The following is a 24,568-nucleotide window of genomic DNA, read 5'->3' on the forward strand; positions in this document are numbered from 1 at the left end:
AAGTCAATATTATGCAAAATACAAAAAATATCCTAATCTGTGGAGTTGGTGGTCAGGGGATACTTTTAGCGTCTGATATACTCGCAAAGGTTGCACTTAATTGTGGATTTGATGTCAAAAAAAGCGAAGTCCACGGTATGGCACAGAGGGGGGGAGCTGTGGTATCAGCTGTTAGATTTGGGGATAAAGTTTATTCACCCCTTGTAGGTGATAAGGAAGCTGATATAATTTTGGCATTTGAAAAACTTGAAGCTTTAAGAAGAGTTAATTATCTTAAACCTGGTGGTACTTATATTGTTAACGATTGCGAATTGCCACCGCTTTTGGTATCAATGGGTGAAGAAGAATATCCTAAAAATATCGTGCTACAACTTAAAAAATTAGCTAAAGAAGTTGTTCTTATAAATGGTTTGGGCCTAGCCAAACAATCGGGTAACCCAAGAACTGTCAATATTGTCCTATTAGGAGCACTTGCAAAGAAATTTGACTTTCCAAAAGATAAATGGTTACAGGTGATTAAGCATACTGTGCCTCCAAAAACTTGGGCAGCAAATAATAAGGCATTCCTGTTAGGCTTCTCGTTTAAATCATTGATGTAAACTGAATTTCAGTCTAAATCCAGCCTATTGTGTAGGCTGGGTAATGAAATGACCAAACTGGATTACTGGTTACTTTTGCATTCAATCCTTGAGCTATCCTGTCATTCTGAGCGAAGCGAAGAATCTACATGATGAAACTAAATTACTGGCTACTTCTGCATTCAATTCCCGGGATAGGGGCTGCTACTTTTAACAAGTTGCTTGAAAGATTTGGTGAACCTAATAGAATTATTCAGGCAAAAAGAGAAGAACTCATGTGTATCCCAAGGTTAAGCCCAAGGTTAGTAAACTCAATACTGTCAATCCGTAGGGGCGGGGTAACCCCGCCCCTACATTATATACAAGATATGGATAAAATTCTTGTTGAACTCAATAAGAGACAGTTTAAAATGATTACAAGATATAATGAAGATTACCCTTCAAGGCTTAGAGGAATAAAAAATTCACCCCCTATCATTTATGTCTATGGTAAACTGGATATGCCTAAGACCATAGCTATAGTGGGTACAAGACAAGCCTCATTTCAAGGCTTACAAAAGGCTATTGAGTTTGCAAGTAAGCTTGCTACTCGAGGTTTTACAATTGTATCAGGTTATGCGAAAGGTATTGATACTTATGCTCATCTTGGTGCACTTAAAGGAAAGGGGAGAACGGTAATGGTGCTTCCGACAGGTGTACTCAATTTTGCCTTGCATAAAGAGCTCTATGGAGTGAGAGCAGAACTGTGGGAGCATGGTACAATTGTATCTGAATTCTTTCCAACAGCCGGTTGGACTACAGGGCAAGCAATGTTAAGAAATCGTATAATTAGTGGACTTGGAGATGCTACCCTTGTGATTGAGGCAGGCGAGAAGGGTGGTACAATAGCAACAGCAAAATGGGCAAAGGAACAAGGTAAACCGCTGTTTATATCAAGTCCAGCAGATAATAAGAGTAGCAAAGAAATAATTGGGCTTGGTGCTAAATTAGTAGAAAGCCCTGAAGATGTTTTAAGGGAACTAACCAGTTTTTCGGTCTCATTTTAATCCACTGCAACGCCGCCCTCGCGCCACCCCCGCACCGCCCATTTTCGGACAAAAAATTAGTGATATATGCTAGCGAGATTTAAAACTTGACTTTTTTGATGGCGTAGTATATTTTATACAATAGAATGAAGTTGAGAATTTACACAGATACTTCAGTAATTGGAGGCTGCTTGGATGAAGTGTTCAAAGATGCGTCTTTAAAACTGATTGATAAATTTAAACGGGGCGAAATGATACCAGTAATATCTGAGCTCACCACACTTGAGTTGAGAGATGCACCTAAGGAAGTTCAGAATATATTTAAGGAAATACCCGAAGAGAATATAGAATATGTGGAGTTAACAGAAGAGGCAGTGAATCTTGCCCATAAATATATATCTGAGGAAGTAGTAGTGAAGGATGAATTAGTGGATGCCGAACACATAGCAATTGCAACAATAAGCCGTGTAGATGTAGTAGTAAGTTGGAACTTTAAGCATATTGTTAACTTAAATAGAATACGCGGCTTTAATGCAATAAACTTAAAAATGGGCTATCCTTTATTAGAAATAAGAAGCCCTTGGGAGGTGATGGTTTATGAAGGGTGAAAGGAAATTTGATGCTGTAAAAATGATGCGTGAAATTAGAGATAAGTTGAGTAAAGAGTTTATGAATATGAGCTATGATGAGCAAAAGAGATATATAAAGGAAAGAGTTGAATTTAAGGCAAGACAGGTAAATGAATCCTCATCCGCCTTAATTTCAAAATGAAGTTGAATTTAGGCTATATTGAGGTATGAAAATACAATCTTTCATTACGGAAATTGTGTTTCGTACAGTTGGGCTCTGTCCTATAGAAAAATGTGCATAGCAACAGCAAAGTGGGCAAAGGAGCAAGGTAAACCGCTGTTTATATCAAGTCCAGCAGATACTAAGAGTGGCAAAGAAATAATTGGGCTTGGTGCTAAATCAGTAGAAAGCCCTGAAGATGTCTTTTAAACTGACACCCCGGTTCTCCTTGGGTTGCTCATTGTATAATTATATTAACAGTATTTTTATTCAGACCTGACACCATTTACCTTTGTGGTGCGCGGACAAGGAAGCAAAAAAATTTATAAAATTACAATTGAATAGGATTGTGCAAAGAATCTTTTTAATAATAGTTTCTACTTTAGGATTACCTGTGTCTATTAGCTGGGGAGACCTTGAAGAATTGGGGTCAATTGTGGGTGATTATCAAGATGTGGTAGTAGGTGATTACGCTTATTGTCTTGGCGATTCAGCACTAAAAATTATAGATATTTCAGACCCCACACACCCTATTATTGTAGGAAATTTACCTTTATCCAGCACAATTGGAGTTGACTGGAATCTTTTCATCAAGCAAAACTATGCTTATATTGCCAATGGTGATTTACAAATTGTAGATATTTCACATCCTACAAATCCCGTGCTTATTCTTTCTCAAGCCGTTATTTGGACTACCAGAGATATTTATGTGGATAGTATTTACGCCTATATAGTAGGGTATCTTGTTGTTCCCCCTTATACTAACAATGGAATATTAGAAATATTAGACATTTCCACTCCATCCGCTCCTTCTGTTGTGGGTAGTTTGATAATAGAAGATAGACAATTCAGCACCATTTATGGGAAGGAGAATTATGTGTATATTGGGACTCAGGCTTGGGGACCGACCCCACTATATGCAGTAGAGGTAACTAATCCCTCAGCACCACAAGTCACAGATACTCTAGATGGTTTTATTGTGATGGACGATATTCATGTAGAGAATAATTATGCTTATATAGTTACTCACAATGGGTTTCATATAGTAAATATTTCCAATCCTTTCGATCTAACGTTTGTACAAAGTTTACCGCTACTTTCTGGGTCAAGTATTTTTGTCGAAAATCCTTATGTGTATATAGCTGCTATGAACAAAGGATTAAAAATTGTAGATATCTCTGATTGTCAAAACCCACTTGTTGTTGACAGTGCATCTACACTTGGTGTTTCGTGTGCTGTTTATAAAAACAATAAGTATATATATTTGGCGGATGGCAATGCGGGAGGGACAGGAAACGGCGGTTTTCGCATTTTTAGATTTACTTCCGGGGTGAAAGAGAGAGAATTTTCTTCCTCTGAGACGTGTTTTTATCAAAACTACCCAAATCCATTTGAGGGAAAAACAATAATTAGATATACGTTCCCTTCCCGAGTTAAACCTTTTTACTTTTTGAAAATCTATAATGTCGCAGGTAAATTGGTAAGGACTGTAGAACTGAAGGAAAAAGGAGGTGGAACTTTTTGTTGGAATGGTACTAATGAAGAAGGGGGAAAAGTTTCCAGTGGGATTTACTTTTATCAATTTTATTCAGTGGATAAAAGTTTTATAGAAGATTTTGGTAAAATGTTAAAAATGAAATAGGAGGTGAAGTATGTTAAGGAGAATAATGGTGTCACAGGAGAATAATGGTGTCAAGTCTGATTTTTTCTCTCCGGAATTTAGAGCTAAAATTAAAATGAAGAAATAAAATATTGTGGTTGATAGAAAAAATATAGGAGTCAAGGAGAGAGGCAAAACCATAAATATGGAGAGAAAGAATACCCTCAAATTGGTTGTAATAGAGACGACAGTGCAAGTTAAATGGTGTCAATTCTTTCTAAGTTCTTATATTTCATAAGCTTACATTAATACTTTTCACTACGCATCGTTCCTTGAAGTCCTCTTTTATATTATAACAATTCCATCAAAAAGTCAATTCTTTTTTCTGATTTCAGAGTAGAAAAATTTATAAAGCCAGCTATACTATAAATATAGCTTTATTCTATTCTTTTCTTTAATTTTTCTACCCAAGCAGTTATTGATTTAATAAGTTGCTCCCGTGTTTCTAAATAAGTTTCTATGGTTCCCCCTATGGGGTCTTTAATTCCACCGGGTGCAATAACACGGGTCTTAAATTTTGCTTCAGGAAATAAGCTAATAACTTCGTCTTTTTGTGCCTCGTCCGCAGTTAGGATAAGGTCAGCCCAATTTATAAGTGATTGAGAGATTGGTTTTGAGTAGTAAGAGCTAATGTCAACCTCTATTTCTTTCATCACTTGAATTGTTGACTCAGTAGGTAGTTCTCCATAAGTTCCATGAATACCACAGGCGTCAACTTCTACTGATGGAAGTAGTTTTTTAAGAATTCCCATAGCCATTGGAGACCTGCATCTATTTGCTGAGCAGACAAAGAGTACACAAAAATTAACTCCTTTCCCTAATTTAATATATCGTTTTGTAACAGATTCAAGTTCAAGTATTCCAACCTTCCCTTTTCTTAATAGTGTAGGGGTTTGATTAATCAAACCCCTACTTACATCAATGATTGTAGAAGGAAGTCCCCACTTACATCTTCCTTGAATAACAAAATCTGGCTCAATATTCATTTCTAAGTGGTCTGTTGGGGGTGTTGTACCTTCAATGTTTGCACTTGTAGTTGCAAGTGGTTTGTTATATTGGCGTAAAAGATTGAGTACAAATTCATTGTCCGGTATTCTTATTCCTACCGTATAATCAGATGTAGGGATAGGTACATTTCTTTTTGCATTAAAAATAATAGTTAGCCCACCGGGCCAGAATTTTTCCACAAGTCTTGTTGCAGTTATTGTAACTTTAGGTACATATTTTTTAAGTTTAGATTTGTCGCTAATAAAAAGGATAAGCGGTTTATCTAACGACCTTTGCTTTAGTTTATATATTCTATCTATTGCAATTTGATTATATGCATCACAGCCAATTCCATATACAGTATCTGTAGGAAATCCAATTATACCATCATGTTTAAGGACTTGTATTGCGCTTTCTATTAACTTAGTATTTTTATTCATTTTGTCGTTACTAATTGTACCACATTTTTCAAATTTGTCAATTTTTGTGAATGCTTTTTTATTTGACAAATAGAAGAAATTGACTTACATTATAAAATTATGGAAGTAGTTTTTATAGGTACAGGGTGTGGTGTCCCATCAAACCAAAGGAGCTCACCTTGTATATTAATACGAGTAGGAAAAGATAATTTATTGTTTGACACAGGACCGGGGAGCCTTAGAAAACTATTTGAAGCTGGCTTTACTTACAAAGATATCGGGTATCTCCTATACACTCATTTTCATGTAGACCATATTGCTGACCTTGCTCCGTTCCTTTTTGCGTCTAAATACACTGAAAATTTAAGAGAAAAAGATTTATATATTATAGGTCCCAAGGGAATTAAAAGATTTTATCAAAAATTGCTCAACCTTTATGGGGAGCAGATTCAGTCCTTACATTATAATGTAAAATTAATTGATGAGAATAAATTTTCTACTTCTAACTGGAAAATAAGCACAGTAAGCCTTCCACATACACCTGAATCCATAGGTTATAGAGTTACAGACCGAAGGAAGAGGGTAATAGTATACTCTGGAGATACTGAATACTCTGCTACTCTTGTTGAGCTTGCACGTGGTTCAGACCTCCTTATCCTTGAGTGCTCCTTTCCAGTCTCCACTCCCGGTCATCTTTATCCTGGACTTGCAGGTAGGATAGCAAAGGAAGCAGGGGCAAAACAGCTTATTCTTACACATCTTTATCCAATATGCGAACCATATGACTTGCTTTCACCTATTCGGGCAGAATTTAGTGGGAAGGTTGCTATAGCTCAAGACCTTATGAGAGTGAAAGTGTGACGCTGCTCATTGTATAGATTGAGAGTGTTGCGAATTAAATATATGTGGCATAAAAGTTAATTTTATACCAGGAGGAAAAATGTTCAAAAATATATGTTTGATAGCAGTTCTTAGTATTGTATATACTAAACTCTCTTTAGGAGACTGGACACTACCTGAGCCTGTAGCAGTGAGTCCAACCAACGACTTTGGAGTTACACTTACTTTGGATAATTCAAATCATATCTGGACAGCATGGTATACATTTTATGATGGAGAATATTTTGGTTCTATTGCTCCTGTTGTGACTTACTTCAATGGAGAATCTTGGGTTACTCCTGTACAAATGAGCCCCGCATTTGGGATTAATGAGTATTGGTTTGAACGAGTTAAGCCTGGGATAGCAAAAGATTATCTAAATAATATCTGGCTTTCTTGGGCACCTTATAGGGAAGCTGTCAAACAAGAATTTGGAGTGTGGACAAGCTATTATAATGGGTCTAACTGGAGTACTCCTTTAGGGATAAACGATTATGGTGAAGGGCGGGTTCCACTTGAATTTAACAAAGCTACCAATAAACTTGTCCTTGCTTTTGAAATTGGAGGGTACCAGAACATGACTAATTTTACTTCTCTTTATCTTACCTCATTTGATGGAGATACATGGTCTATACCTTGCTGTATTGCTCAGGGATGGAGTGATTATGTTTCAGGAAATTGGGAAACTTTTGGTAAAGCATCTTTAGCAAGCACTGGGTCTTTAATATGGGTGGGTTTTGAAGATTGGGGAAGATTTTATTATCCGGATTCCTCTTTTTTTCACGCTGTTTATGTAGGTTGCTCCAATCTGCAAAGTGGCAGTTTTGTCCCAGAGTGGAGTCACGATGGAGAGGAATGCGATATTACAAGTGATCCTTATGGAAATATTTGGGTGAGCTTTGTAGATAGTGGTGCGGTTTATACAGCATATAGAGATACCGCTGGCTTCTGGTCTATTATTCCATCTGTAATTCAGGGGGCAAACTTTTCTTCCATTACAGTAGATATAACAGGTCGAGTATGGCTCACCGTGAATTCTTCTAATGATATATGGGTAACTTATTGGACAGGGGTAGGATGGGCAGAACTTCAGCCTATTACTTCTGACACCGTTGAGGATTCTCATCCGGAGATAATTGGAGACGCTTCTGGAAGGATGTGGGTGTTATGGGAGAGAGGCGGTGATATTTATTATTCTACTTCATTTGAAGGTATTGAAGAATCCAATTTAATATCTACATACTCCGCCCCATTTTTGGCCCTATATCCTAACCCCGCCTCCTCTGAAGTGTGTATATCCTATTTAATTCCGAGTCTGGAAGGGTAGAGCTCAATGTCTATAATCTCGGAGGAAAGAAAATAAAGATGCTCATCTCCGATTTCTTTGATACAGGTGAGAGGAAAATCATTTGGGATACAAGAGATATATCTCAAGGTATTTACTTCTTAAAACTTAAGTTCAACGATACTTATGTTGTGAAGAAACTTCTGGTATTAAGATAGATTTGCAACCTTAGTTCTAAAGTCTTGGTTATCTTAGGTATTGACGAAGCTGGTAGAGGCCCTGTAGTGGGTCCGCTTGTAGTTTGTGGAGTTGTTTGTGCTGAAGAAGAGGCGAGTAGATTAAAAGAAGCAGGAGTGAGGGACTCCAAAACTCTCACTCGTGAGCAGAGAGAAAAACTTGTTCCAATTATTAAATCCATTATCCAAGAGTTCCGGATAATAAAGATTCCTCCCAATGAGATAGACAGGGAAAACTTAAATGAGGTTGAAATAAAAGCTATGTCAACTTTAATTCAGTGGGCTCGAGTTAGAAAAGTTATCCTTGATGTTCCTGCCAATACTAAAGGAATTAAAAAATATTGCAATAAGATAAAACAACTTATCCATGACTCAGAGGTTGAGATAATTGGAGAGCCACACGCTGATTCAACTTATCCTATAGTTAGTGCTGCAAGTATTTTAGCAAAAGTAGCAAGAGACTGGGAAATTGATGAATTACATAAAAAATATGGTGATTTTGGGTCAGGCTACCCGGCAGACCCCAAAACCAGAAAATTTGTCCAAGAATGGTATAAGACACCCGGAATAGTTAGAAGGAAGTGGCTGACTTGTGCAGAAATTCTTGTTACAACTGGCAAGATTATAGTTATAGGGGCACGGGATACGGGCAAGACTGAGTTTTGTAAAAAGCTTGTAAACCTGGGCTTAAATAGAGGGTATAAGGTAGGGGTTATGGATTTAGATATTGGCCAATCTCACATAGGAGCACCTGGGAGTTTAGGGTTTGGTATAGCCTACAAGAAAATAAGAGATTTAAGCCATATACCACCAACCATTGTTTATCCTGTAGGTACACTTTCACCTGCTGGGCATAGTGAAAAAATTCTTACTGGAATTAAATATATGCTACACAAAATTCCAGCCTCTATTAATTTCCTCGTAATTGATACAACAGGTTATGTAAATGGAATGGATGCTTTGAAATTAAAGATACAAAAGGTAAAACTTATAAATCCTGATAGGATTGTTTTCCTTGAGCGTAATACTGAACTTGACCAACTTGCAGTAGCATTGGGGCCGAGAGAGATTTATAGATTTTCCATCTCATCAAAAGTAAGCAAGAAATCAAAATCTAAAAGGAAGAAATTTGTTGACAGAAAGCTAAAATTTAACTATATTTAAAATCTAAAGGAGGTAGATTTATGAAACTTTTGCCTTTAAAGATGCCAGAGAAAATAGAAATCTTGGAACGGGCTAATAATTATGGTAAATTCTTCTTATCGCCACTTGAGAGAGGGTTTGGTATTACTATTGGAAATGCATTGAGGAGAGTCCTTTTATCGTCAATCCAAGGGTCTGCTATCTCAGCAGTAAAAATTGATGGAGTATTGCATGAATTTTCTACAATTCCTGGAGTTTATGAAGATGTTCCGGAAATTATTCTTAATTTAAAACGTGTAAGGATAAAACTATTAAATAAACTTGAAAAGAAATTTCTTCTTTCTATTAAGAAAAAAGGAATCGTAAAAGCTTCTAATATTAAGATAGACAACACCTGTAAGATAATAAATCCAGACCAACTTATACTAACTGTAACAGATGATATAAAGCCTTTCAATATAGAGCTCACAGTGACTTCTGGTAGAGGATATGTTCCTTCCGAGTTCTTAAAAAAAGATGATGCCCCAATTGGCACAATATTTATTGATGCATTTTATTCACCTGTAACAAAGGTAAATTATAAAGTAGGAAATACTCGTATAGAGAAGCGAACAGACTACGATACTCTGACTCTCGAAGTTTGGACAGATGGCGGGATTTCGCCTGAGTATGCAGTTGGTTTAAGCGCTTTAATTTTAAAAGAGCATATTAACCTATTTGAAAATTTGAGAAGAGAAGAGAAGATTGAAAGGATTAAAGAGATAGACGAAAAGGAGAAAGAGTTCCGCAAGATATTGGCAATAAAAATATCAGACCTTGAACTTTCTGTTAGGGCTTCTAATTGCCTAAAAAATGCTAAGATTGAAACTCTTGGCGACTTGGTTAAAAAAACGGAAGCCGAAATGCTTGAGTATCCAAATTTTGGAAGAAAATCACTTGCCGAGTTAGTCGATTTACTGAAAAAATATGGTCTTTCATTTGGTATGAGTTTATTAAAAGGTAATAAGAGAGAAAAATGAGGCATAATAAAAAAGTTCGTAAACTTGGTAGACCGAGAGATGCTCGGCGTGCCTTACTCTCAAATCTTGTTCGCTCAATCTTTACCCATTACGGAATTGTAACTACTCTTTCTAAGGCAAAGGAGGCAAGCAGATTAATTTCACGGCTGATAACTTTTGCTAAAATAGGAAGTACGTCTGCAAGAAGGGAAGTATTTGCACATTTACAAGATAAGAAAATTGTACAAAAACTATTTAACGACATTGCACCAAGATTTGCTGACCGAAAAGGAGGTTATACAAGGATTATCCGTCTTGGTCCAAGGAAAGGTGATGGTGCAAAGATGTCATTACTTGAACTAATAGGATTTGAAGGAGAACGCAAAAAGAAGCAAGAAGAGCTTGAAGAGAGACGTAAAGAACGTGAAGAAAAAGAATTAAGAGGTGTAGAATGAAGTACGTCTATTTCTTTGGTGATGGTAAAGCTGATGGAAGTGCAGAGTTCAGAGATTTACTTGGTGGTAAGGGGGCAGATTTACATGAAATGACCCGACTTGGTCTACCTGTGCCACCTGGGTTTACTATATGTACAGATGTGTGTAGATACTATTATGAGCATAATAAGACCTATCCGGATGGACTTAAAGAAGAAGTAAGCAACAACATCTCTAAAGTTGAAGAAGTAATAGGTAGAAAATTTGGTGACCCAGAGAATCCTCTACTATTTTCAGTCCGCTCAGGGGCAAAAGTCTCAATGCCAGGAATGATGGATACTGTTCTTAATATTGGATTAAATGACAGAACTGCATGTGGACTTATATCTCAGACAAAAAACACAAAGTTTGCCTACGATTGTGAGCGAAGATTAATTCAGATGTATGGGAGTGTGGTTTTGGGAGTTCCTCACGAAGAATTTGAAAAATTGCTTAGCGCTAAGAAGAGAGAAAAAAAAGTTTCACAAGATACAGAACTTACCTCGGAGGATTGGAATGCACTTATCATCCAGTATAAAAATCTCATTAAAAAATATACTCATCATGATTTTCCTTCTAATCCTTTAGAGCAACTTTGGGGAGCTATTGGGTCAGTTTTTGAATCCTGGAACAACAAAAGAGCTATTGAATACAGGAAGATACACGGGATTCCCGGTGATTGGGGAACTGCAGTAAATGTTCAAACAATGGTTTACGGTAATATGGGAGAGACATCGGGGACAGGCGTGGCGTTTACTCGTAATCCAGCTACAGGTGAGAATGTATTTTATGGTGAATGGCTTAGAAACGCACAAGGTGAGGATGTAGTTGCTGGAATAAGGACACCTCACCCAATAAATGTCTTGCAAAAAGGAGATAGTGAGCTACCTTCATTAGAAGAAGAAATGCCAAAAGTTTATTCTGAACTTCTTAATATAAGGGAAAAGCTTGAACGCCATTATCGTGATATCCAGGATATTGAATTTACAATAGAACAAGGCAAACTATGGATGCTACAGACAAGGAGGGGCAAGCGCACTCCACTCTCTGCAGTTAAGGTAGCAGTGGATATGGTTGAGGAAGGGTTAATTACTAAAGAAGAGGCAGTGCAGAGAGTTAACCCATCTGATATAGATTTTCTTCTCCACCCGATGATAGATCCAAATGCAAAACTTAATGTCCTTGCCCAGGGACTACCGGCTTCTCCGGGAGCTGCATCAGGCAGGATAGTCTTTAGTCCAGAAGATGCAGTTAAGGCGAAGGAGAGGAATGAACCTTCTATTCTTGTAAGATTTGAGACTTCACCTGAAGATATAGCAGGGATGGCAAGTTGTGAAGGTATACTAACACAGCGCGGTGGAATGACATCCCATGCAGCAGTTGTTGCCAGAGGGATGGGGAAGCCGTGTATAGTAGGGTGTGAGTCTATATCAATAGACTATCAACTTGAAGAGTTTAAAACAGGTCATGAAGTCATTAAGAAAGGCGATGTTATTACAATAGATGGTGGTACTGGAAGAGTGATTAAAGGTGATGTCCCAAAAGTACGTGCCTCTCTGAAAGGAGAATTTGGTAAATTACTTAGCTATGCGGATGAGGTGAGAAAATTAGGAGTAAGGGCAAACGCTGATACACCTGAGGATGCAAAGGTAGCACGCGAATTTGGTGCTGAAGGGATAGGACTATGCAGGACTGAGCATATGTTTTTTGGAAAAGACAGAATTAAAGCTATGAGAGAGATGATACTCGCTGATAATACTGAGCAGAGAAAACGAGCACTATCTAAACTTCTCCCAATGCAATGTGATGACTTCAAAGGTATATTTAAAGAGATGGATGGCTTACCAGTGATAATAAGGACACTTGACCCACCACTTCATGAATTTTTGCCGCACAAAGCTGAACAAATTAAAGAACTTGCTAATGAAATGAAAGTGTCTGAAGCCAAACTCAAAGAGAAAATTGCGAGCCTTTCAGAGCTCAATCCAATGCTTGGACATCGTGGGTGTAGGCTTGGTGTATCTTATCCTGAGATTACTGAAATGCAAGCACGTGCCATATTTGAGGCAGTATATGAAGTTAAAAACCAAGGTATAGAAGCTATACCTGAAATTATGATTCCTGTCTTATCAGAAGCGAAGGAGTTTGAAAATCAAAAAGAGATAGTAGATAGAGTAGCACATGAAGTTATGGAAAAATACGGTGTAAAATTCAAATACCTTGTTGGAACAATGATAGAAATACCGAGAGCCGCATTAACTGCAGACCAAATAGCAAAATCTGCCGATTTCTTCTCATATGGGACAAATGACTTAACTCAGACAACTTTTGGTTTTTCAAGAGATGATGTAGGTAAAATCCTTCCAGATTATATTAAAAAAGGCATATTAAAATACGACCCATTTCAACGCATAGATGAAGATGGAGTAGGTGTTCTTGTGCGTATAGGGATAGAACGAGGACGTTCTACAAAGCCAGACTTAGAAATAGGAATATGTGGAGAGCACGGAGGTGAGCCGCATTCAGTAGAATTTTGTCATCGTGTAGGTATGGATTATGTTAGCTGTTCCCCTTATCGTGTTCCTATAGCACGACTCGCAGCTGCACAAGCAGTATTGAGAGAAAAAAATAAAGGGGGAGAAGATGCGGAATAAAAAGTTCAGCATCTCTTTAAGTAATATATCTAAAACCATGTCTAAGATAGAAAGTTTCCCTAACACTCACCAAATCAAAAACTATAATCCAAGAAGTATTGAGTATATCTAAGAAAGCTAAGCGACAAAGATTTTAATCTTTCTGAATGACCAAAAAGATGAAATTTATTGTAATCAAAATTTCATCTCTTAATAATTATGGAGTTTCAAAAAGAACTTATAGAATATAAAAATCAGATAGATAGTGTGATTAAAGAGTACCTTGAAAAAGAAAGGGAGAGGGCGAGTTTGATTGATTCATCCAATGTCAAAATTATAGATTTTATAACAAATTTCTGTCTCCGTGGCGGTAAGCGTATACGACCAATTCTGTTTGTCAAAGGATATGAAGCTGTAGGTGGTAAAAATTTACCCGAGATTACACATACATCTATTTGTATGGAATTTCTTGAAACTTACCTTTTAATTCACGATGACATAATAGACCAAGATGCAATGAGACGAGGTGGTCCATCATTTCATAAGATGAGTGGTGGTTGGAAAAGGGATCCGCGCTTCGGTGTATCTTCTGCAATAATTGCTGGTGATATGCTCGGTAGTCTTAGTAGCAAGGTTATTATGGAAGCAAATTTTAGAGAAGACCTTAAATTGAGAGCATTAAAAGAATTTACTAACGCCGAAATTCGCTGTTTCCATGGTGAATTATACGATGTTATCCTTGAACACCAAAATGAAGTATGTGAAAAAGACTTCTTTAAAATGATAGACCTGAAAACTGCAAGTTATACTACACAAGCACCACTTATTATGGGTGCTATTTTAGGGAATGGTACTGATGTCCAAATTGAGACACTGAGAAAGTATGGTAAACTCTTAGGTGAAGCTTTCCAAATAATTGATGATATACTTGGAACATTTGGAGATAAAAACATAATTGGTAAGCCAGTAGATTCAGATATTAAACAAGGCAAAAAGACACTGTTGTTGATTTATGCATTTAAGTATGCTAAAAAAGAAGACAAAAACTTTCTGAAAATGGTATGCGGTAATAAAAAGTTGACGAAAAGTGAGTTACAGCGTGTAAAAAATATACTAATTAAAACCGGCTCATTAGCCTATTCACAGAATAAAGCACAAGAATTAGTAAATCAAGCAAAAGCTATTTTGAACCAAAATAATCTTAATTCTAAAACCAAAAACTTCTTAAATCAATTCTCAGATTTTATAATTAAAAGGGAACTTTAAACTATATATTTTATAGATGCAGGAATTATTAGAAAAGTTTATTGAGAGCCTAAAACTTGAAGGAGCATCTCCTCACACCATAAGGAGTTACAGGGTAGATATTGAGGAATTAGCAGACTTCCTGAAGCAAAAAACAGCAGAACATATAGGAAAGAGAGATATTAGGGATTTTCTTGCAAGTCTTGCACGCTATAGTTATGATAAGAGGTCGATTTCAAGAAAACTCTCTGCCATACGCTCATTTTTTAAATTTCTTGTAAAAAGAGGAATTATAGGGCAAAACCCATGTGTGGATCTACATGCTCCAAAACTTGAACGCAAGATTCCATCATTTTTGACTTTTGAAGCTGCAGAAAAACTTATGAAACTTACAGGACTTTCTAACAGAGATTCCGCTATTCTTGAGCTACTCTATGGGACAGGGATGAGAGCATCTGAACTAATTAAACTTAATATAGGAGACATCAACTTTATAAATGAGACTGTAAAAATATTTGGAAAACGAGAACGTGAGCGAATAATACCATTAACAAGAAAAGCAAGAGAGTCTTTACAAAGATATTTAGATGAACGAAGATTAACATCTCAATCTATTAGAGTTCAAGAGCCTCTATTTTTGAACAAAAATAGGAACCGCCTATCTCAGCGTAGTTTACAACGTATTGTAAACAAGTATATAAGGAAAGTAGCAGAACTCACCCGTACAAGCCCACACACCTTACGGCACACATTTGCTACCCACCTTCTTGATAGAGGGTGCGATTTACGAACAGTGCAGGAGTTGCTGGGGCACTCTTCTATTTCATCTACTCAAATCTATACTCATATAACCCCGGAGAGATTAAAGGAAGTCTACAAACAAGCTCATCCACGAGCATAATAAAAGTTAAAATGTACAGTTTAAAACTAAATCATGTAGGAGGAAACATGAAAGAATGCAATGTAGAATATAATAAAAGGAGATGCTCCTGTACTTATGAACCGTGCGATAAAAAAGGCATATGCTGTGAATGTATTAGTTATCACTGGAATAAAAGACAGCTACCGGGTTGTCTATTTCCACCCGAAGTAGAACGCACTTATGACCGTTCTATTAGAAGATTTATTGAAGCCTATAGCAAGTAAAAAATAAAGAAAGGAGGCATTGTTAAAATGGATTGGGGATTAAAGAATCGTATAGCACGAATAATTAAGCCAGATACTGGTCGAACTGTTATGTTAGCAGTAGACCATGGCTATTTCCTTGGCCCAACAAGTGGATTAGAAGTACCAAGTAAAACAATTGCACCACTATTTCCTTACGCTGATTCATTGATGCTTACGCGTGGAGTACTACGGACATCAGTAGATGCTAATGCTGATATTCCAATTGTTCTCAGAGTGTCTGGTGGGACAAGTATTCTTGATGACGATTTGTCAAACGAGGGTATTACTACTTCTATAAAAGAGGCTATCCGTCTTAATGTAGCTGGAGTGGCACTTTCTATTTTTGTAGGGTCGCCACATGAGAAAGAGACTTTGTTATCTCTTGCTAACTTGATTAATGAAGCTGAAGAATATGGGATCCCAGTTCTGGCAGTCACAGCCGTAGGTAAAGAGATGACACGAGATGCTCGCTATCTTAGTTTAGCTTGTCGCATTGCTGCTGAGCTCGGTGCACATATGGTGAAAACATACTATTGTGAAGAATTTGAAAAGGTTGTGGAGAGCTGTCCTGTTCCTATAGTTATTGCGGGTGGTAAGAAACTACCAGAGCGCGATGCTTTACAACTTGCATTTAACGCTGTTCAAAAAGGAGCTATTGGTGTAGATATGGGAAGAAATATATTCCAATCCGATTACCCTGTAGCAATGATAAGGGCAGTGCGTGAGATTGTCCATAAAAATGCATCTGCTGACAAAGCTTTTGACTTGTTCAATAACATTAAAAGTGGTAAAAAGTAGCCTATGAGATTAGTGTATATCCGTGTTCATATCAGTGTTTATCTGTGTTACTATGCGTGTAGCAATGTATTACAACAATAAGGATGTAAGATTAGAGGAGATGCCAGTCCCAAAAATTGGCCCAGATGAGTTATTGGTAAAAGTAACAGCAAGTGGAATCTGTGGTAGTGATGTGATGGAGTGGTATCGTGTCAAAAAGGCACCATTGGTACTTGGGCATGAAATTGCAGGAGAGGTTGTTAAAATTGGAAGAGATGTGAAGAATTACAAAGTTGGTGATAGAGTCTTTGTCTCACATCATGTTCCTTGTAACAAATGCCATTACTGTTTGAAGGGTTATCATACTGTATGTGATACTTTACGGTCAACAAATTTTGACCCCGGTGGCTTTGCTGAATATATACGGGTGCCAAAAATAAATGTGGACTACGGTGTGTATCTTTTACCTGATGGGATGTCTTTTGAAGAAGGCACATTTATAGAGCCATTGGGATGTGTTGTGCGTGGTCAAAGAATAGCAAAAGTTAAACAGGGAGACACTATACTTGTTATAGGGAGTGGTATTTCTGGATTACTCCATATACAATTAGCTCACGAATTGGGAGCAAAGCGAGTGATTGTTACAGATATAAATGAATATCGACTTAAGGTGGCAAAAAAATTTGGAGCAGATGCTGTAGTAAATGCTAAAGATGATGTACCGATGCGAGTGTATAATGTTAATGAAAATAGACTCGTCGATGTTGTTATTGTTTGTGCAGGTGCCATTTCTGCCTTTGCTCAAGCATTGAAATGTGCAGACCGTGGCGGTACAATCTTGCTGTTTGCACCGCCAGAACCGGGCGTCAATCTCAGCATACCTGGTTGGGAGTTTTGGAGAGACCAGATAAAATTAATATCTACATATGCTGCTAGCTCTCAGGATATTACCACTGCAATAGAATTAATTTCAACCCATAAAGTATGCGTGCAAGAAATGATAACACATAGGTTAAGTTTGGCAGAGGCAGGACTTGGCTTTAAACTTGTCGCTAAAGCTAATGAATCTATAAAAGTAATTATTAAACCACAGAAGTAATTGGTTAAATGGTGACTGGTTAAATAATAGAGAGAAACTATTTAACCGTTTAAACCAAGATGGTAGTTATTGTTCATGGTGGGGCAGGTAAAATAGAGAATATGGTAAAAAGGAGGAAAGCGATTATTGAAATTTGTAAACTTGGCTATGGAATTCTTAAAAATGGAGGAACAGCCATTGATGCAGTTGAGCGTGTGATAGTTGAACTTGAAGATAATCCATTTTTTAATGCCGGAACAGGTGCCGTTTTAAATATTGAAGGAGAGGCAGAACTTGACGCCGCTATTATGATGGATGATATGGCATGTGGAGCAGTTGCTTGTATAAAGAAAGTGAAGAATCCAATACTCGTTGCAAGGAAAGTGATGGAAGAGACAGACCATGTTATGTTGGTGGGAGATGGAGCTACGCGGTTTGCAAGGCTTACAGGCTTTCCACCGTATAATCCTGTGACCGCAAGAAGAAAAAAGATGCTCCAAAAAGGACTCAAAGAGTTGAAAGAAGGTAAAACACCGCACTATCTCTCAAAGATAAGAAAATTTATACAAAAGTTCGGAACTGTTGGAGCCTGTGCAATTGATAAAGAAGGGAAACTTGCATCAGCTACAAGCACAGGAGGGACGTTTATGCGTCTTCCGGGCAGGGTAGGAGATACCCCCCTAATAGGGGCAGGTACTTACGCATGCGAATGGGGGGCAGTCTCATGTACAGGCCATGGTGAATGTATTATTAAGCTATGTCTTGCAAAAACAACATGTGATGCAATGAAATCAATGAATGCTCAAAAGGCAATAAATTTAGCATTAAAGATTGCCGGAAAGCACGGTTGTGAATGTGGACTAATTGGGATAGATAAAAGAGGAGGGGTAGGATTCGGATTTAACACAGATGAAATGATTTGGACTTATATTAAAAATGGAGAATCAAAGCATTTTTGATGAATAAAAAAACTTGGTTTATAGGAATATTGATTGTTATTGGAATTCTGGGATTTGCTCTTGGCAGGAAAAGAGAATTCAAAGAGACAAGATTTATGATGGATACAGTCTGTGATATAAAAGTAGTAGCAAGACTACGGCCCAAAAAGGCAATAAATGCAGCTTTTAATGTTATGCGTAAAATAGATAGTCTTGCAAGCTTTGAGGGCTCCGGAGATATTGCAAGAATAAATCAAGGCGAAAATATTACTGTCTCACCAGAGGTGCTTGAAATTATAAAAGATGGTATACAAATAGGAGAGCTAACTCATGGTGCTTTTGATATAACAATTAGACCGTTAGTGGAATTATGGGGCGATTTCAAGGTCAAGAAAATACCGAATAAGGAGGAGATAGAAAAGAGGTTGCCTTTAGTAAACTATAAAGAAGTTACAATTGACTATAAAGATAGAAAGATAAAATTTATGAATATGGAGATGAAACTTGACCTTTCTGGTATTGCAAAAGGTTACGCAGTGGATTGTGCAGTTAAGACCTTAAAATCAATGGGCATAAAAGCGGGCATTGTAAACGCAGGTGGCGATGTAAAGGTATTTGGAGATAGGATATGGAGGGTAGGGGTTAAAAATCCGAGAGGTTCCGGTATTATAAAAGTATTAAAGCTAAAAAATCAGGCTGTAGCTACATCTGGGGACTATGAAAAGTACTTTATACTTGATGGAATAAGATATCATCATATATTAAATCCGCACACTGGATGGCCTGCTACCCAGTGTGCTTCAGTGACCATAATTTCTGAAAACGCATGGTTTGCAGATGCAACTGCAACTGGAGTTTTTGTACTTGAACCCAATAAAGGAATTGTTCTTTTAGACTCATTACAAATTCCAGGTATTATAATAACACCCGACTTAAAGTTTATAGAATCCAAATCAATCTCCTCATTTATATCAAAGTAGCCGTAAAAGGTATTGCACTACTTATACCCTTTCTTTATTCTTTTATTCTAACACTTTCCCGCAATGAGAGCATTTCCACTTAATTTTGCCATCTCCTTTAATAACATTTAGATTTAGTTTAACAGGAACCATTTTACCATCTTTACAGAATGGACATTGGAAAGTGAAAGCACTGAAATTTTTTAGCTCTACTGCAAATTCTTGTGGCAAATTAGTGCTTATATTTCCATCTAACACAAATTTAGCTGGCACACTTGTGTTAATGTCAGCATTAAACTTAGTAGGCATATCAACTGTAATACGACCATCAAATTCTTTTGGAAACCTAACCTGTGCAAGCTCTCCTTTAAGTTCAACCGATATTTTGTCCGGGAATACAACTTTTAGTTCAACCCCTTTACGAAAGAACCCATAAATCATAATCAAACTGGTTACCAAAAGACCACCAATGAATGCTAATATTCCTATCCACAAGTGTTTCATAGATTCTCTTACTACCTGCGACTACTTTCTTTCACCAAATATTCCTCTTCCAATTCGTACCATATTTGAGCCCTCTTCAATTGCAATCTCATAATCGTCAGTCATTCCCATTGATAGCCATTGCATAGAGACTTTTGGGATATTCTCATCTTCTATTTTATCTTTAAGTGCCCTTAAAAGTTTAAAACTTGGTCTCGGGTCTTGATTTAATGGCCCAATCGTCATGAGTCCCTGAATTACTATGTTTGGGAGGTTAGATATTTTTCTTATAGAAGTGATTACTTGGTCGGGATTAAATCCATATTTTGTAGACTCACCTGAAGTATTTACTTCAATTAACACTGGTATAGGTTTGCAAGCTCTTTTGTTAATCTCTTCTGCTAAATGTAAAGTATCAAGTGATTGAATCATTGCGAAAATATCAAGTGCTTTATTTATCTTATTTGTTTGTAAATGACCAATCATATGCCACTCAGCATTGGATTTGACAGCATAATACTTTTTAAGTGCATCTTGAACTACATTTTCACCAATTATCCTGATTCCGCACTCAATTGCCTCTTCTATTCTTTCAGGTGTAACCCCTTTAGAGGCACACACAATTACAACTGAAGCTGGGTTTCTCCCTGCTCTTTTTGCCGCTTTATCAATTTTTTCTCTAATCCTCTCTATATTTTCACCAATCATTGTGGACTCCGGATATTGATATGAACCTATAGATTGTAGATTAGAGTAGGGACACGGCACGCTGTGTCCCCACAATTATTACCAATATTTTATGGAGGCGGCGGGAGTTGAACCCGCGTCCAAAGGTAACTCAGTAAAGGTATCTACATGCTTATCCTTGTTTTTAATCTCATCCCCCAAACTCCACAAGGCAGGATTTTGAAGAACCAGGCTCTTGTAATTCTCGTCCTCTTTCCCAAAAGCCAAACAGAAAGAAGACTATCCCTTATATCGGCACCCTTCTAAACCCTAAGGGCAAAGTTTAGAGGATGGAGCCACAATTATGCAGCTCTTGCAGCGAAAGATTCGCCAAATATGACTTACTTGGTTTTAACGAGCCCCAAGCTACTCGGTATGCAACCTTTATTGGTTTACCCCTGTCGAACCCTTTCGCCCCCATAATATAAATATATTTCAAATTTGTAAAATGTCAAGACTTAAATTGTAATTACAGAGAGAAAAAGCTATATTATATATAATTTAGAAAAGTAATTTCTTTATAGCTTCAAGTGATTTAATAGCTCTTTCTTTTGGACGCACTTCTATAATGAAATAAGGATTTACTTCCTTTAGTATTTCAAAATAGTGGTTAAAGTCAACTGTTCCTGTCCCCGGGATACCATGCTCATCCCAACCACCATGATTATCATGTAAATGGACCTCTTTTACTTTATTAAGATACTTCAGGAAAAATTTTTCTTCTAACACCTTGCCTTTATCCTCTATTCTATTTGTATGAGCAATATCCCATGTCAGCCATAAATTTTGTGTGTCAAGCAGTTCTTCCAAAACCTTATGCGAGATCTCATATCTAAATCCTGCTGTATTTTCAATACATACTGGCACTCTATCTTTCGAATATTCTGCAAGTTCTATAAGAGCATACTTTAGGGTAGTCTCGTATTGTTGGGGTATAATTTCATGGATATAAATCATTTTACCGTCCACACTGATTAGGAAAGTTGAACCAAGATGTAAGGTAACTGTTTTAGCGTTAATATCGGTACCAAAGTTTATAATTTCACAGAGTCTCTTAAGAGTCCCATTTAATGCTTTCTTATGTAGGTTAAACAAAGATAAACCTTCAGGTGCGTGAAGCAATATTGGAAATTCATAATCTCTAATCCTTTTTCTTTGGATAGCAGAGTAATTTTCTGGGAAAAAAGATGGATTTGTTTGGTTTAATTCAACACATGTAAATCCATATTTTATACCAAATTCAATAGCCTCAAATGCATCTTCAAAATCAAACAGTGCCTGATAACCTATTCTTTTTTCCACAGGATCATTCGGAAATATTTTTTTCACCTGCTAAATACTCCTTTTCCCAATACTTATTAGTTAGCTTTTTGACTTCTTCTCCATATTTAATAAGCCCAGTTCTATAACCTACATCTTCAATTGCAAGTTGTGCCTCTTCATTTACAGGGTGAGCGTTGGTTGATTTAAGAATTTCATATAACTCACCGTAATGGTCTCTTATAGGACATGGACAAAAGAGGTTATTTACCTTATCAGGTGGCTGCTCGTATCCATATTTTGCTTGCCATTTTCTTATTGATTTAAATAATTTTGAGTTTATCACTGTATCAAGGTTACCACCATTTTTATATACATCTACCATATTATGGACTGAATACGGTATAAAAACGCACGGCATCACATTTCCATCCCAATCAATATAAAAATATCCACCCCCTCTTGCTGCACATATACAACCATCAGATGAGGTTCCAGAATTCCAGAAGTCAACAAGAAATATTTGTCTATCCCGTACTAATTTCCATTCCTTATGCATCAAATCTACTCTTTGCTCAGCGGTAGGCAATAGCTCTAAGTTAAAACCTCTCCCAATTGGCATATAGTGAAATACCCATCCATATATTGCACCTTGTTCTTTAAAATAAAAATCTAAAAACTCTTTAGATACAATTAAATCCGCATTCTTGTTTGTAACAGTTATAGATATACCAAACGGGATTCCTTCTTCTCGTAAGTTTTTCATAGCAGACACAACCTTTTTAAATACTCCATTGCCACGTCTTTCGTCTGTTTCTTTTTTCAAACCTTCAACTGAAATAGCTGGTGTAATGTTTCCTAAATCTGCAAGCCTATGTGCCATAGGTTTATCAATAAGTATCGCATTTGTATACATAAGGAAAAAGCAGTCCGAATGGTGTTCAGCAATATCAAGGAAGCTCTTACCTTCACTCCTATAAATTAACGGCTCACCCCCTGATATGACAAAAAAATTTATCCCCCACGCAGATTTTGCATCTGTAATTACTTGGTCAAACACAGAAAATTGGAGTTTACCTAAATTTTCAGATGCTGCCGCATAACAGCCGATACATTTTAAATTACAAGCTCCAGTAGGAGATATAGTGATAAACATTGGTGGTTTAAACCCATGGCGGCGGATGAAGTTGCGTCTCTTATAAAAACCGCCCAAAAACACATTTCCTAAAAAAACGGAGAGTAACCCTTGTGCCGCCTTTCTTGATATATGTCCTCTTTCAAACGCTTTTGCCACAGATGAAAGAAGAGCCTTACCCATCATATATTTATCATCCTGAACCCTTATTGGACGGTTATCTGGATTTGCAACAATTAAGTCTCTGTATATTCTTTGCTCTACCTGATGCAGTAAAAACTTTCTTATGGTTGGGATATGAATAGCTGTACCACTAACTTTTGTAAACAAATTCAATGGTAAAGATTTAACAAAGGTCACTTTACTTCCTCCTTTATAAGCTCACCAAGCCTTTGTATGCCTTTATCTATCAATTCAAGTGTTGGGTATGAAAAATTTAGCCTCATAGTGTTCTTTCCGGAGCCATCGTAATAAAAAGAAGTACCTGCCACATAAGCCACATTCTTCTCAATTGCCTTAGGCAAGAGTGCCTCTGCATCCATGTATCGTGGTAGTATTACCCACAAGAAAAGCCCGCCATCCGGCCTTGTCCATTTAAGATTTTGAAGACTTGGCATATATTTATTAAGAGTATTAAGCATGCATTCCCTCTTTTCTCTATACTTAACAACAAGCTTTTTGATATGCTCGTCGAGTACATCTCTTCTAAGTATTTCATGAACAATTGCCTGAGTAAATGGTGAAGTACATAGGTCTGTTCCCTGTTTAGCAACAACAAGTTGGTTTATGGTTCTCCAGTCTCCAAGTATATATCCAAGTCTTATCCCAGGGCAGAGAATCTTACTAAATGTGAAAAGTGTTATGACTCTACCCTTTGGAGCAAGTGCAAATAAGGAAGGGATTGACTCCCTATAAAATCTTAATTCTCTATATGGGGTATCTTCTAAGATTAAGAAGTCGTATTTTTCCGCCACTTCAATTAATTGTTTCCTTTTTTCAAGTGTCATTACTGACCCATCAGGATTCTGGAAATCGGGAACAACATAAATAAATTTAACCAACCGTTGTGTCCTTCCCAGTTTCTTTAACTTTTCTGGAATTATGTCAACTACTATTCCATCAATATCCACCGGTATTCCTATGAATCTTGCCCCATAACAATTAAATGCCTGGAGCCCACCAAGGTAAGTTGGCATTCCTACTATTACAATGTCTCCGGGATCTACAAATATTTTGGACACAAGGTCTAACCCCTGTTGTGAAGCAGTAATTATAAGTATTTCATCTTCGTTGACTTCTATATTTTCTTTTCTTTTTAACCGCTTAATTATTTCTTCTTTCAGCCCTTGGTGTCCCTCAGTAGGTCCATATTGGAGTATTTTTTTACCTTCTTTTTCTAATACAGTTTTAGTAGCATCTTCAACAATATCAATGGGAAACAGTGATGGGTCTGGCATTCCACCAGCAAAATATATTATATCAGGTCTTGTAACGAGTTTTAGTAATTCCCTTATTGTAGAACGCTTCATTGTCATAGCCCTTACAGAGAGTCTGTCTTCAAAAAACTTAAACATTTTCCCTCCTTCTCATAGAAAACTTTATTCTAAATTTTAAAATTTTGCAAGTAATTTTTTATTTTATGTTATTAATTCGTCAAGATGTTAAATTTTTATTACATCAAAATGTTAAAATTTT

26 protein-coding genes and 1 other RNA gene are annotated in these 24,568 nt (G+C 36.9%); 20 read left to right on the plus strand and 7 right to left on the minus strand.

Annotated elements, in window-relative coordinates:
* Positions 1 to 11 precede the first annotated feature (11 nt).
* The 6 genes from QMD71_06600 to QMD71_06625 all read left to right on the plus strand — a co-directional run bounded on the left by QMD71_06600 (position 12) and on the right by QMD71_06625 (position 4,034).
* Positions 12 to 599: an indolepyruvate oxidoreductase subunit beta gene (locus tag QMD71_06600; GenBank protein ID MDI6840497.1), complete on the plus strand. Its 588-nt coding sequence runs from the start codon at positions 12 to 14 to the stop codon at positions 597 to 599.
* Positions 600 to 727: 128 nt separating this feature from the next.
* Positions 728 to 1,624: a DNA-processing protein DprA gene (locus tag QMD71_06605; protein ID MDI6840498.1), complete on the plus strand. Its 897-nt coding sequence runs from the start codon at positions 728 to 730 to the stop codon at positions 1,622 to 1,624.
* 125 nt (positions 1,625 to 1,749) lie between these two features.
* On the plus strand, positions 1,750 to 2,211 hold the full coding sequence (locus QMD71_06610) for a PIN domain protein (protein ID MDI6840499.1): 462 nt from the start codon (positions 1,750 to 1,752) through the stop codon (positions 2,209 to 2,211).
* Entirely contained in the window at positions 2,201 to 2,374 is a 174-nt protein-coding gene (locus tag QMD71_06615) for a hypothetical protein (protein ID MDI6840500.1), read from the plus strand. The genes QMD71_06610 and QMD71_06615 overlap by 11 nt, the downstream gene beginning before the upstream one ends.
* 90 nt (positions 2,375 to 2,464) lie before the next feature.
* Positions 2,465 to 2,602, plus strand: coding sequence for a hypothetical protein (locus QMD71_06620; protein MDI6840501.1), 138 nt, complete (start codon positions 2,465 to 2,467; stop codon positions 2,600 to 2,602).
* Between the two features lie 127 nt (positions 2,603 to 2,729).
* Complete coding sequence (locus tag QMD71_06625; GenBank protein ID MDI6840502.1) at positions 2,730 to 4,034, plus strand: FlgD immunoglobulin-like domain containing protein; 1,305 nt, start codon at positions 2,730 to 2,732, stop codon at positions 4,032 to 4,034.
* A gap of 395 nt (positions 4,035 to 4,429) precedes the next feature.
* On the opposite strand, the gene QMD71_06630 is transcribed toward QMD71_06625, so the two are convergent.
* On the minus strand, positions 4,430 to 5,479 hold the full coding sequence (locus QMD71_06630; protein ID MDI6840503.1) for an L-threonylcarbamoyladenylate synthase: 1,050 nt from the start codon (positions 5,477 to 5,479) through the stop codon (positions 4,430 to 4,432).
* A gap of 99 nt (positions 5,480 to 5,578) precedes the next feature.
* Here QMD71_06630 and QMD71_06635 point away from each other — a divergent pair, with 99 nt between their 5' ends.
* The 14 genes from QMD71_06635 (at position 5,579) to QMD71_06700 (ending at position 19,290) form a co-directional block, all read left to right on the plus strand.
* Positions 5,579 to 6,319 (plus strand): MBL fold metallo-hydrolase, encoded by a 741-nt coding sequence (locus QMD71_06635; GenBank protein ID MDI6840504.1) that lies wholly within the window; start codon positions 5,579 to 5,581, stop codon positions 6,317 to 6,319.
* Positions 6,320 to 6,398: 79 nt separating this feature from the next.
* Positions 6,399 to 7,664: a hypothetical protein gene (locus QMD71_06640; protein MDI6840505.1), complete on the plus strand. Its 1,266-nt coding sequence runs from the start codon at positions 6,399 to 6,401 to the stop codon at positions 7,662 to 7,664.
* Positions 7,628 to 7,840, plus strand: a complete 213-nt coding sequence (locus QMD71_06645; GenBank protein MDI6840506.1) for a T9SS type A sorting domain-containing protein — start codon at positions 7,628 to 7,630, stop codon at positions 7,838 to 7,840. The genes QMD71_06640 and QMD71_06645 overlap by 37 nt, the downstream gene beginning before the upstream one ends.
* 24 nt (positions 7,841 to 7,864) lie before the next feature.
* Complete coding sequence (gene rnhB / locus QMD71_06650; protein ID MDI6840507.1) at positions 7,865 to 9,022, plus strand: ribonuclease HII; 1,158 nt, start codon at positions 7,865 to 7,867, stop codon at positions 9,020 to 9,022.
* Between the two features lie 20 nt (positions 9,023 to 9,042).
* Complete coding sequence (locus QMD71_06655) at positions 9,043 to 10,020, plus strand: DNA-directed RNA polymerase subunit alpha (protein MDI6840508.1); 978 nt, start codon at positions 9,043 to 9,045, stop codon at positions 10,018 to 10,020.
* Positions 10,017 to 10,454, plus strand: a complete 438-nt coding sequence (rplQ, locus tag QMD71_06660) for a 50S ribosomal protein L17 (GenBank protein ID MDI6840509.1) — start codon at positions 10,017 to 10,019, stop codon at positions 10,452 to 10,454. The genes QMD71_06655 and rplQ overlap by 4 nt, the downstream gene beginning before the upstream one ends.
* Positions 10,451 to 13,126, plus strand: coding sequence for a pyruvate, phosphate dikinase (ppdK, locus tag QMD71_06665; protein ID MDI6840510.1), 2,676 nt, complete (start codon positions 10,451 to 10,453; stop codon positions 13,124 to 13,126). The genes rplQ and ppdK overlap by 4 nt, the downstream gene beginning before the upstream one ends.
* Positions 13,127 to 13,324: 198 nt before the next feature.
* Positions 13,325 to 14,371, plus strand: a complete 1,047-nt coding sequence (locus QMD71_06670) for a polyprenyl synthetase family protein (protein ID MDI6840511.1) — start codon at positions 13,325 to 13,327, stop codon at positions 14,369 to 14,371.
* A 16-nt stretch (positions 14,372 to 14,387) separates the two neighbouring features.
* A complete protein-coding gene (locus tag QMD71_06675; GenBank protein MDI6840512.1) occupies positions 14,388 to 15,251 on the plus strand; it encodes a tyrosine recombinase in 864 nt (287 codons plus the stop codon).
* Positions 15,252 to 15,298: 47 nt separating this feature from the next.
* Complete coding sequence (locus QMD71_06680; protein ID MDI6840513.1) at positions 15,299 to 15,496, plus strand: DUF6485 family protein; 198 nt, start codon at positions 15,299 to 15,301, stop codon at positions 15,494 to 15,496.
* A gap of 27 nt (positions 15,497 to 15,523) precedes the next feature.
* Positions 15,524 to 16,315 (plus strand): 3-hydroxy-5-phosphonooxypentane-2,4-dione thiolase, encoded by a 792-nt coding sequence (gene lsrF, locus QMD71_06685; protein ID MDI6840514.1) that lies wholly within the window; start codon positions 15,524 to 15,526, stop codon positions 16,313 to 16,315.
* A gap of 52 nt (positions 16,316 to 16,367) precedes the next feature.
* A complete protein-coding gene (locus tag QMD71_06690; protein MDI6840515.1) occupies positions 16,368 to 17,393 on the plus strand; it encodes a zinc-dependent dehydrogenase in 1,026 nt (341 codons plus the stop codon).
* Positions 17,394 to 17,452: 59 nt separating this feature from the next.
* The gene (locus tag QMD71_06695; protein ID MDI6840516.1) at positions 17,453 to 18,331 is read left to right on the plus strand and encodes an isoaspartyl peptidase/L-asparaginase family protein; all 879 of its coding nucleotides are present in this window, start codon (positions 17,453 to 17,455) and stop codon (positions 18,329 to 18,331) included.
* The gene (locus QMD71_06700; protein MDI6840517.1) at positions 18,331 to 19,290 is read left to right on the plus strand and encodes an FAD:protein FMN transferase; all 960 of its coding nucleotides are present in this window, start codon (positions 18,331 to 18,333) and stop codon (positions 19,288 to 19,290) included. The genes QMD71_06695 and QMD71_06700 overlap by 1 nt, the downstream gene beginning before the upstream one ends.
* A 42-nt stretch (positions 19,291 to 19,332) precedes the next feature.
* Here the strand turns inward: QMD71_06700 and QMD71_06705 are convergent, their stop codons facing one another.
* The 6 genes from QMD71_06705 to QMD71_06730 form a co-directional block, all read right to left on the minus strand.
* On the minus strand, positions 19,333 to 19,773 hold the full coding sequence (locus QMD71_06705; protein MDI6840518.1) for a hypothetical protein: 441 nt from the start codon (positions 19,771 to 19,773) through the stop codon (positions 19,333 to 19,335).
* Between the two features lie 21 nt (positions 19,774 to 19,794).
* Entirely contained in the window at positions 19,795 to 20,460 is a 666-nt protein-coding gene (locus tag QMD71_06710; GenBank protein ID MDI6840519.1) for a YggS family pyridoxal phosphate-dependent enzyme, read from the minus strand.
* A gap of 89 nt (positions 20,461 to 20,549) precedes the next feature.
* Positions 20,550 to 20,897, minus strand: a transfer-messenger RNA (tmRNA) gene (gene ssrA / locus QMD71_06715).
* An 82-nt stretch (positions 20,898 to 20,979) separates the two neighbouring features.
* Positions 20,980 to 21,807, minus strand: a complete 828-nt coding sequence (locus QMD71_06720) for a sugar phosphate isomerase/epimerase (protein MDI6840520.1) — start codon at positions 21,805 to 21,807, stop codon at positions 20,980 to 20,982.
* Complete coding sequence (locus QMD71_06725; GenBank protein ID MDI6840521.1) at positions 21,785 to 23,233, minus strand: radical SAM/SPASM domain-containing protein; 1,449 nt, start codon at positions 23,231 to 23,233, stop codon at positions 21,785 to 21,787. The genes QMD71_06720 and QMD71_06725 overlap by 23 nt, the downstream gene beginning before the upstream one ends.
* Complete coding sequence (locus tag QMD71_06730; GenBank protein ID MDI6840522.1) at positions 23,230 to 24,447, minus strand: PLP-dependent aminotransferase family protein; 1,218 nt, start codon at positions 24,445 to 24,447, stop codon at positions 23,230 to 23,232. The genes QMD71_06725 and QMD71_06730 overlap by 4 nt, the downstream gene beginning before the upstream one ends.
* Positions 24,448 to 24,568 lie beyond the last annotated feature (121 nt).

The sequence above is a fragment of the bacterium genome (assembly GCA_030018315.1).
GTDB lineage: Bacteria > Hydrothermota > UBA3073 > JACQXS01 > JAGMCI01 > JASEGA01.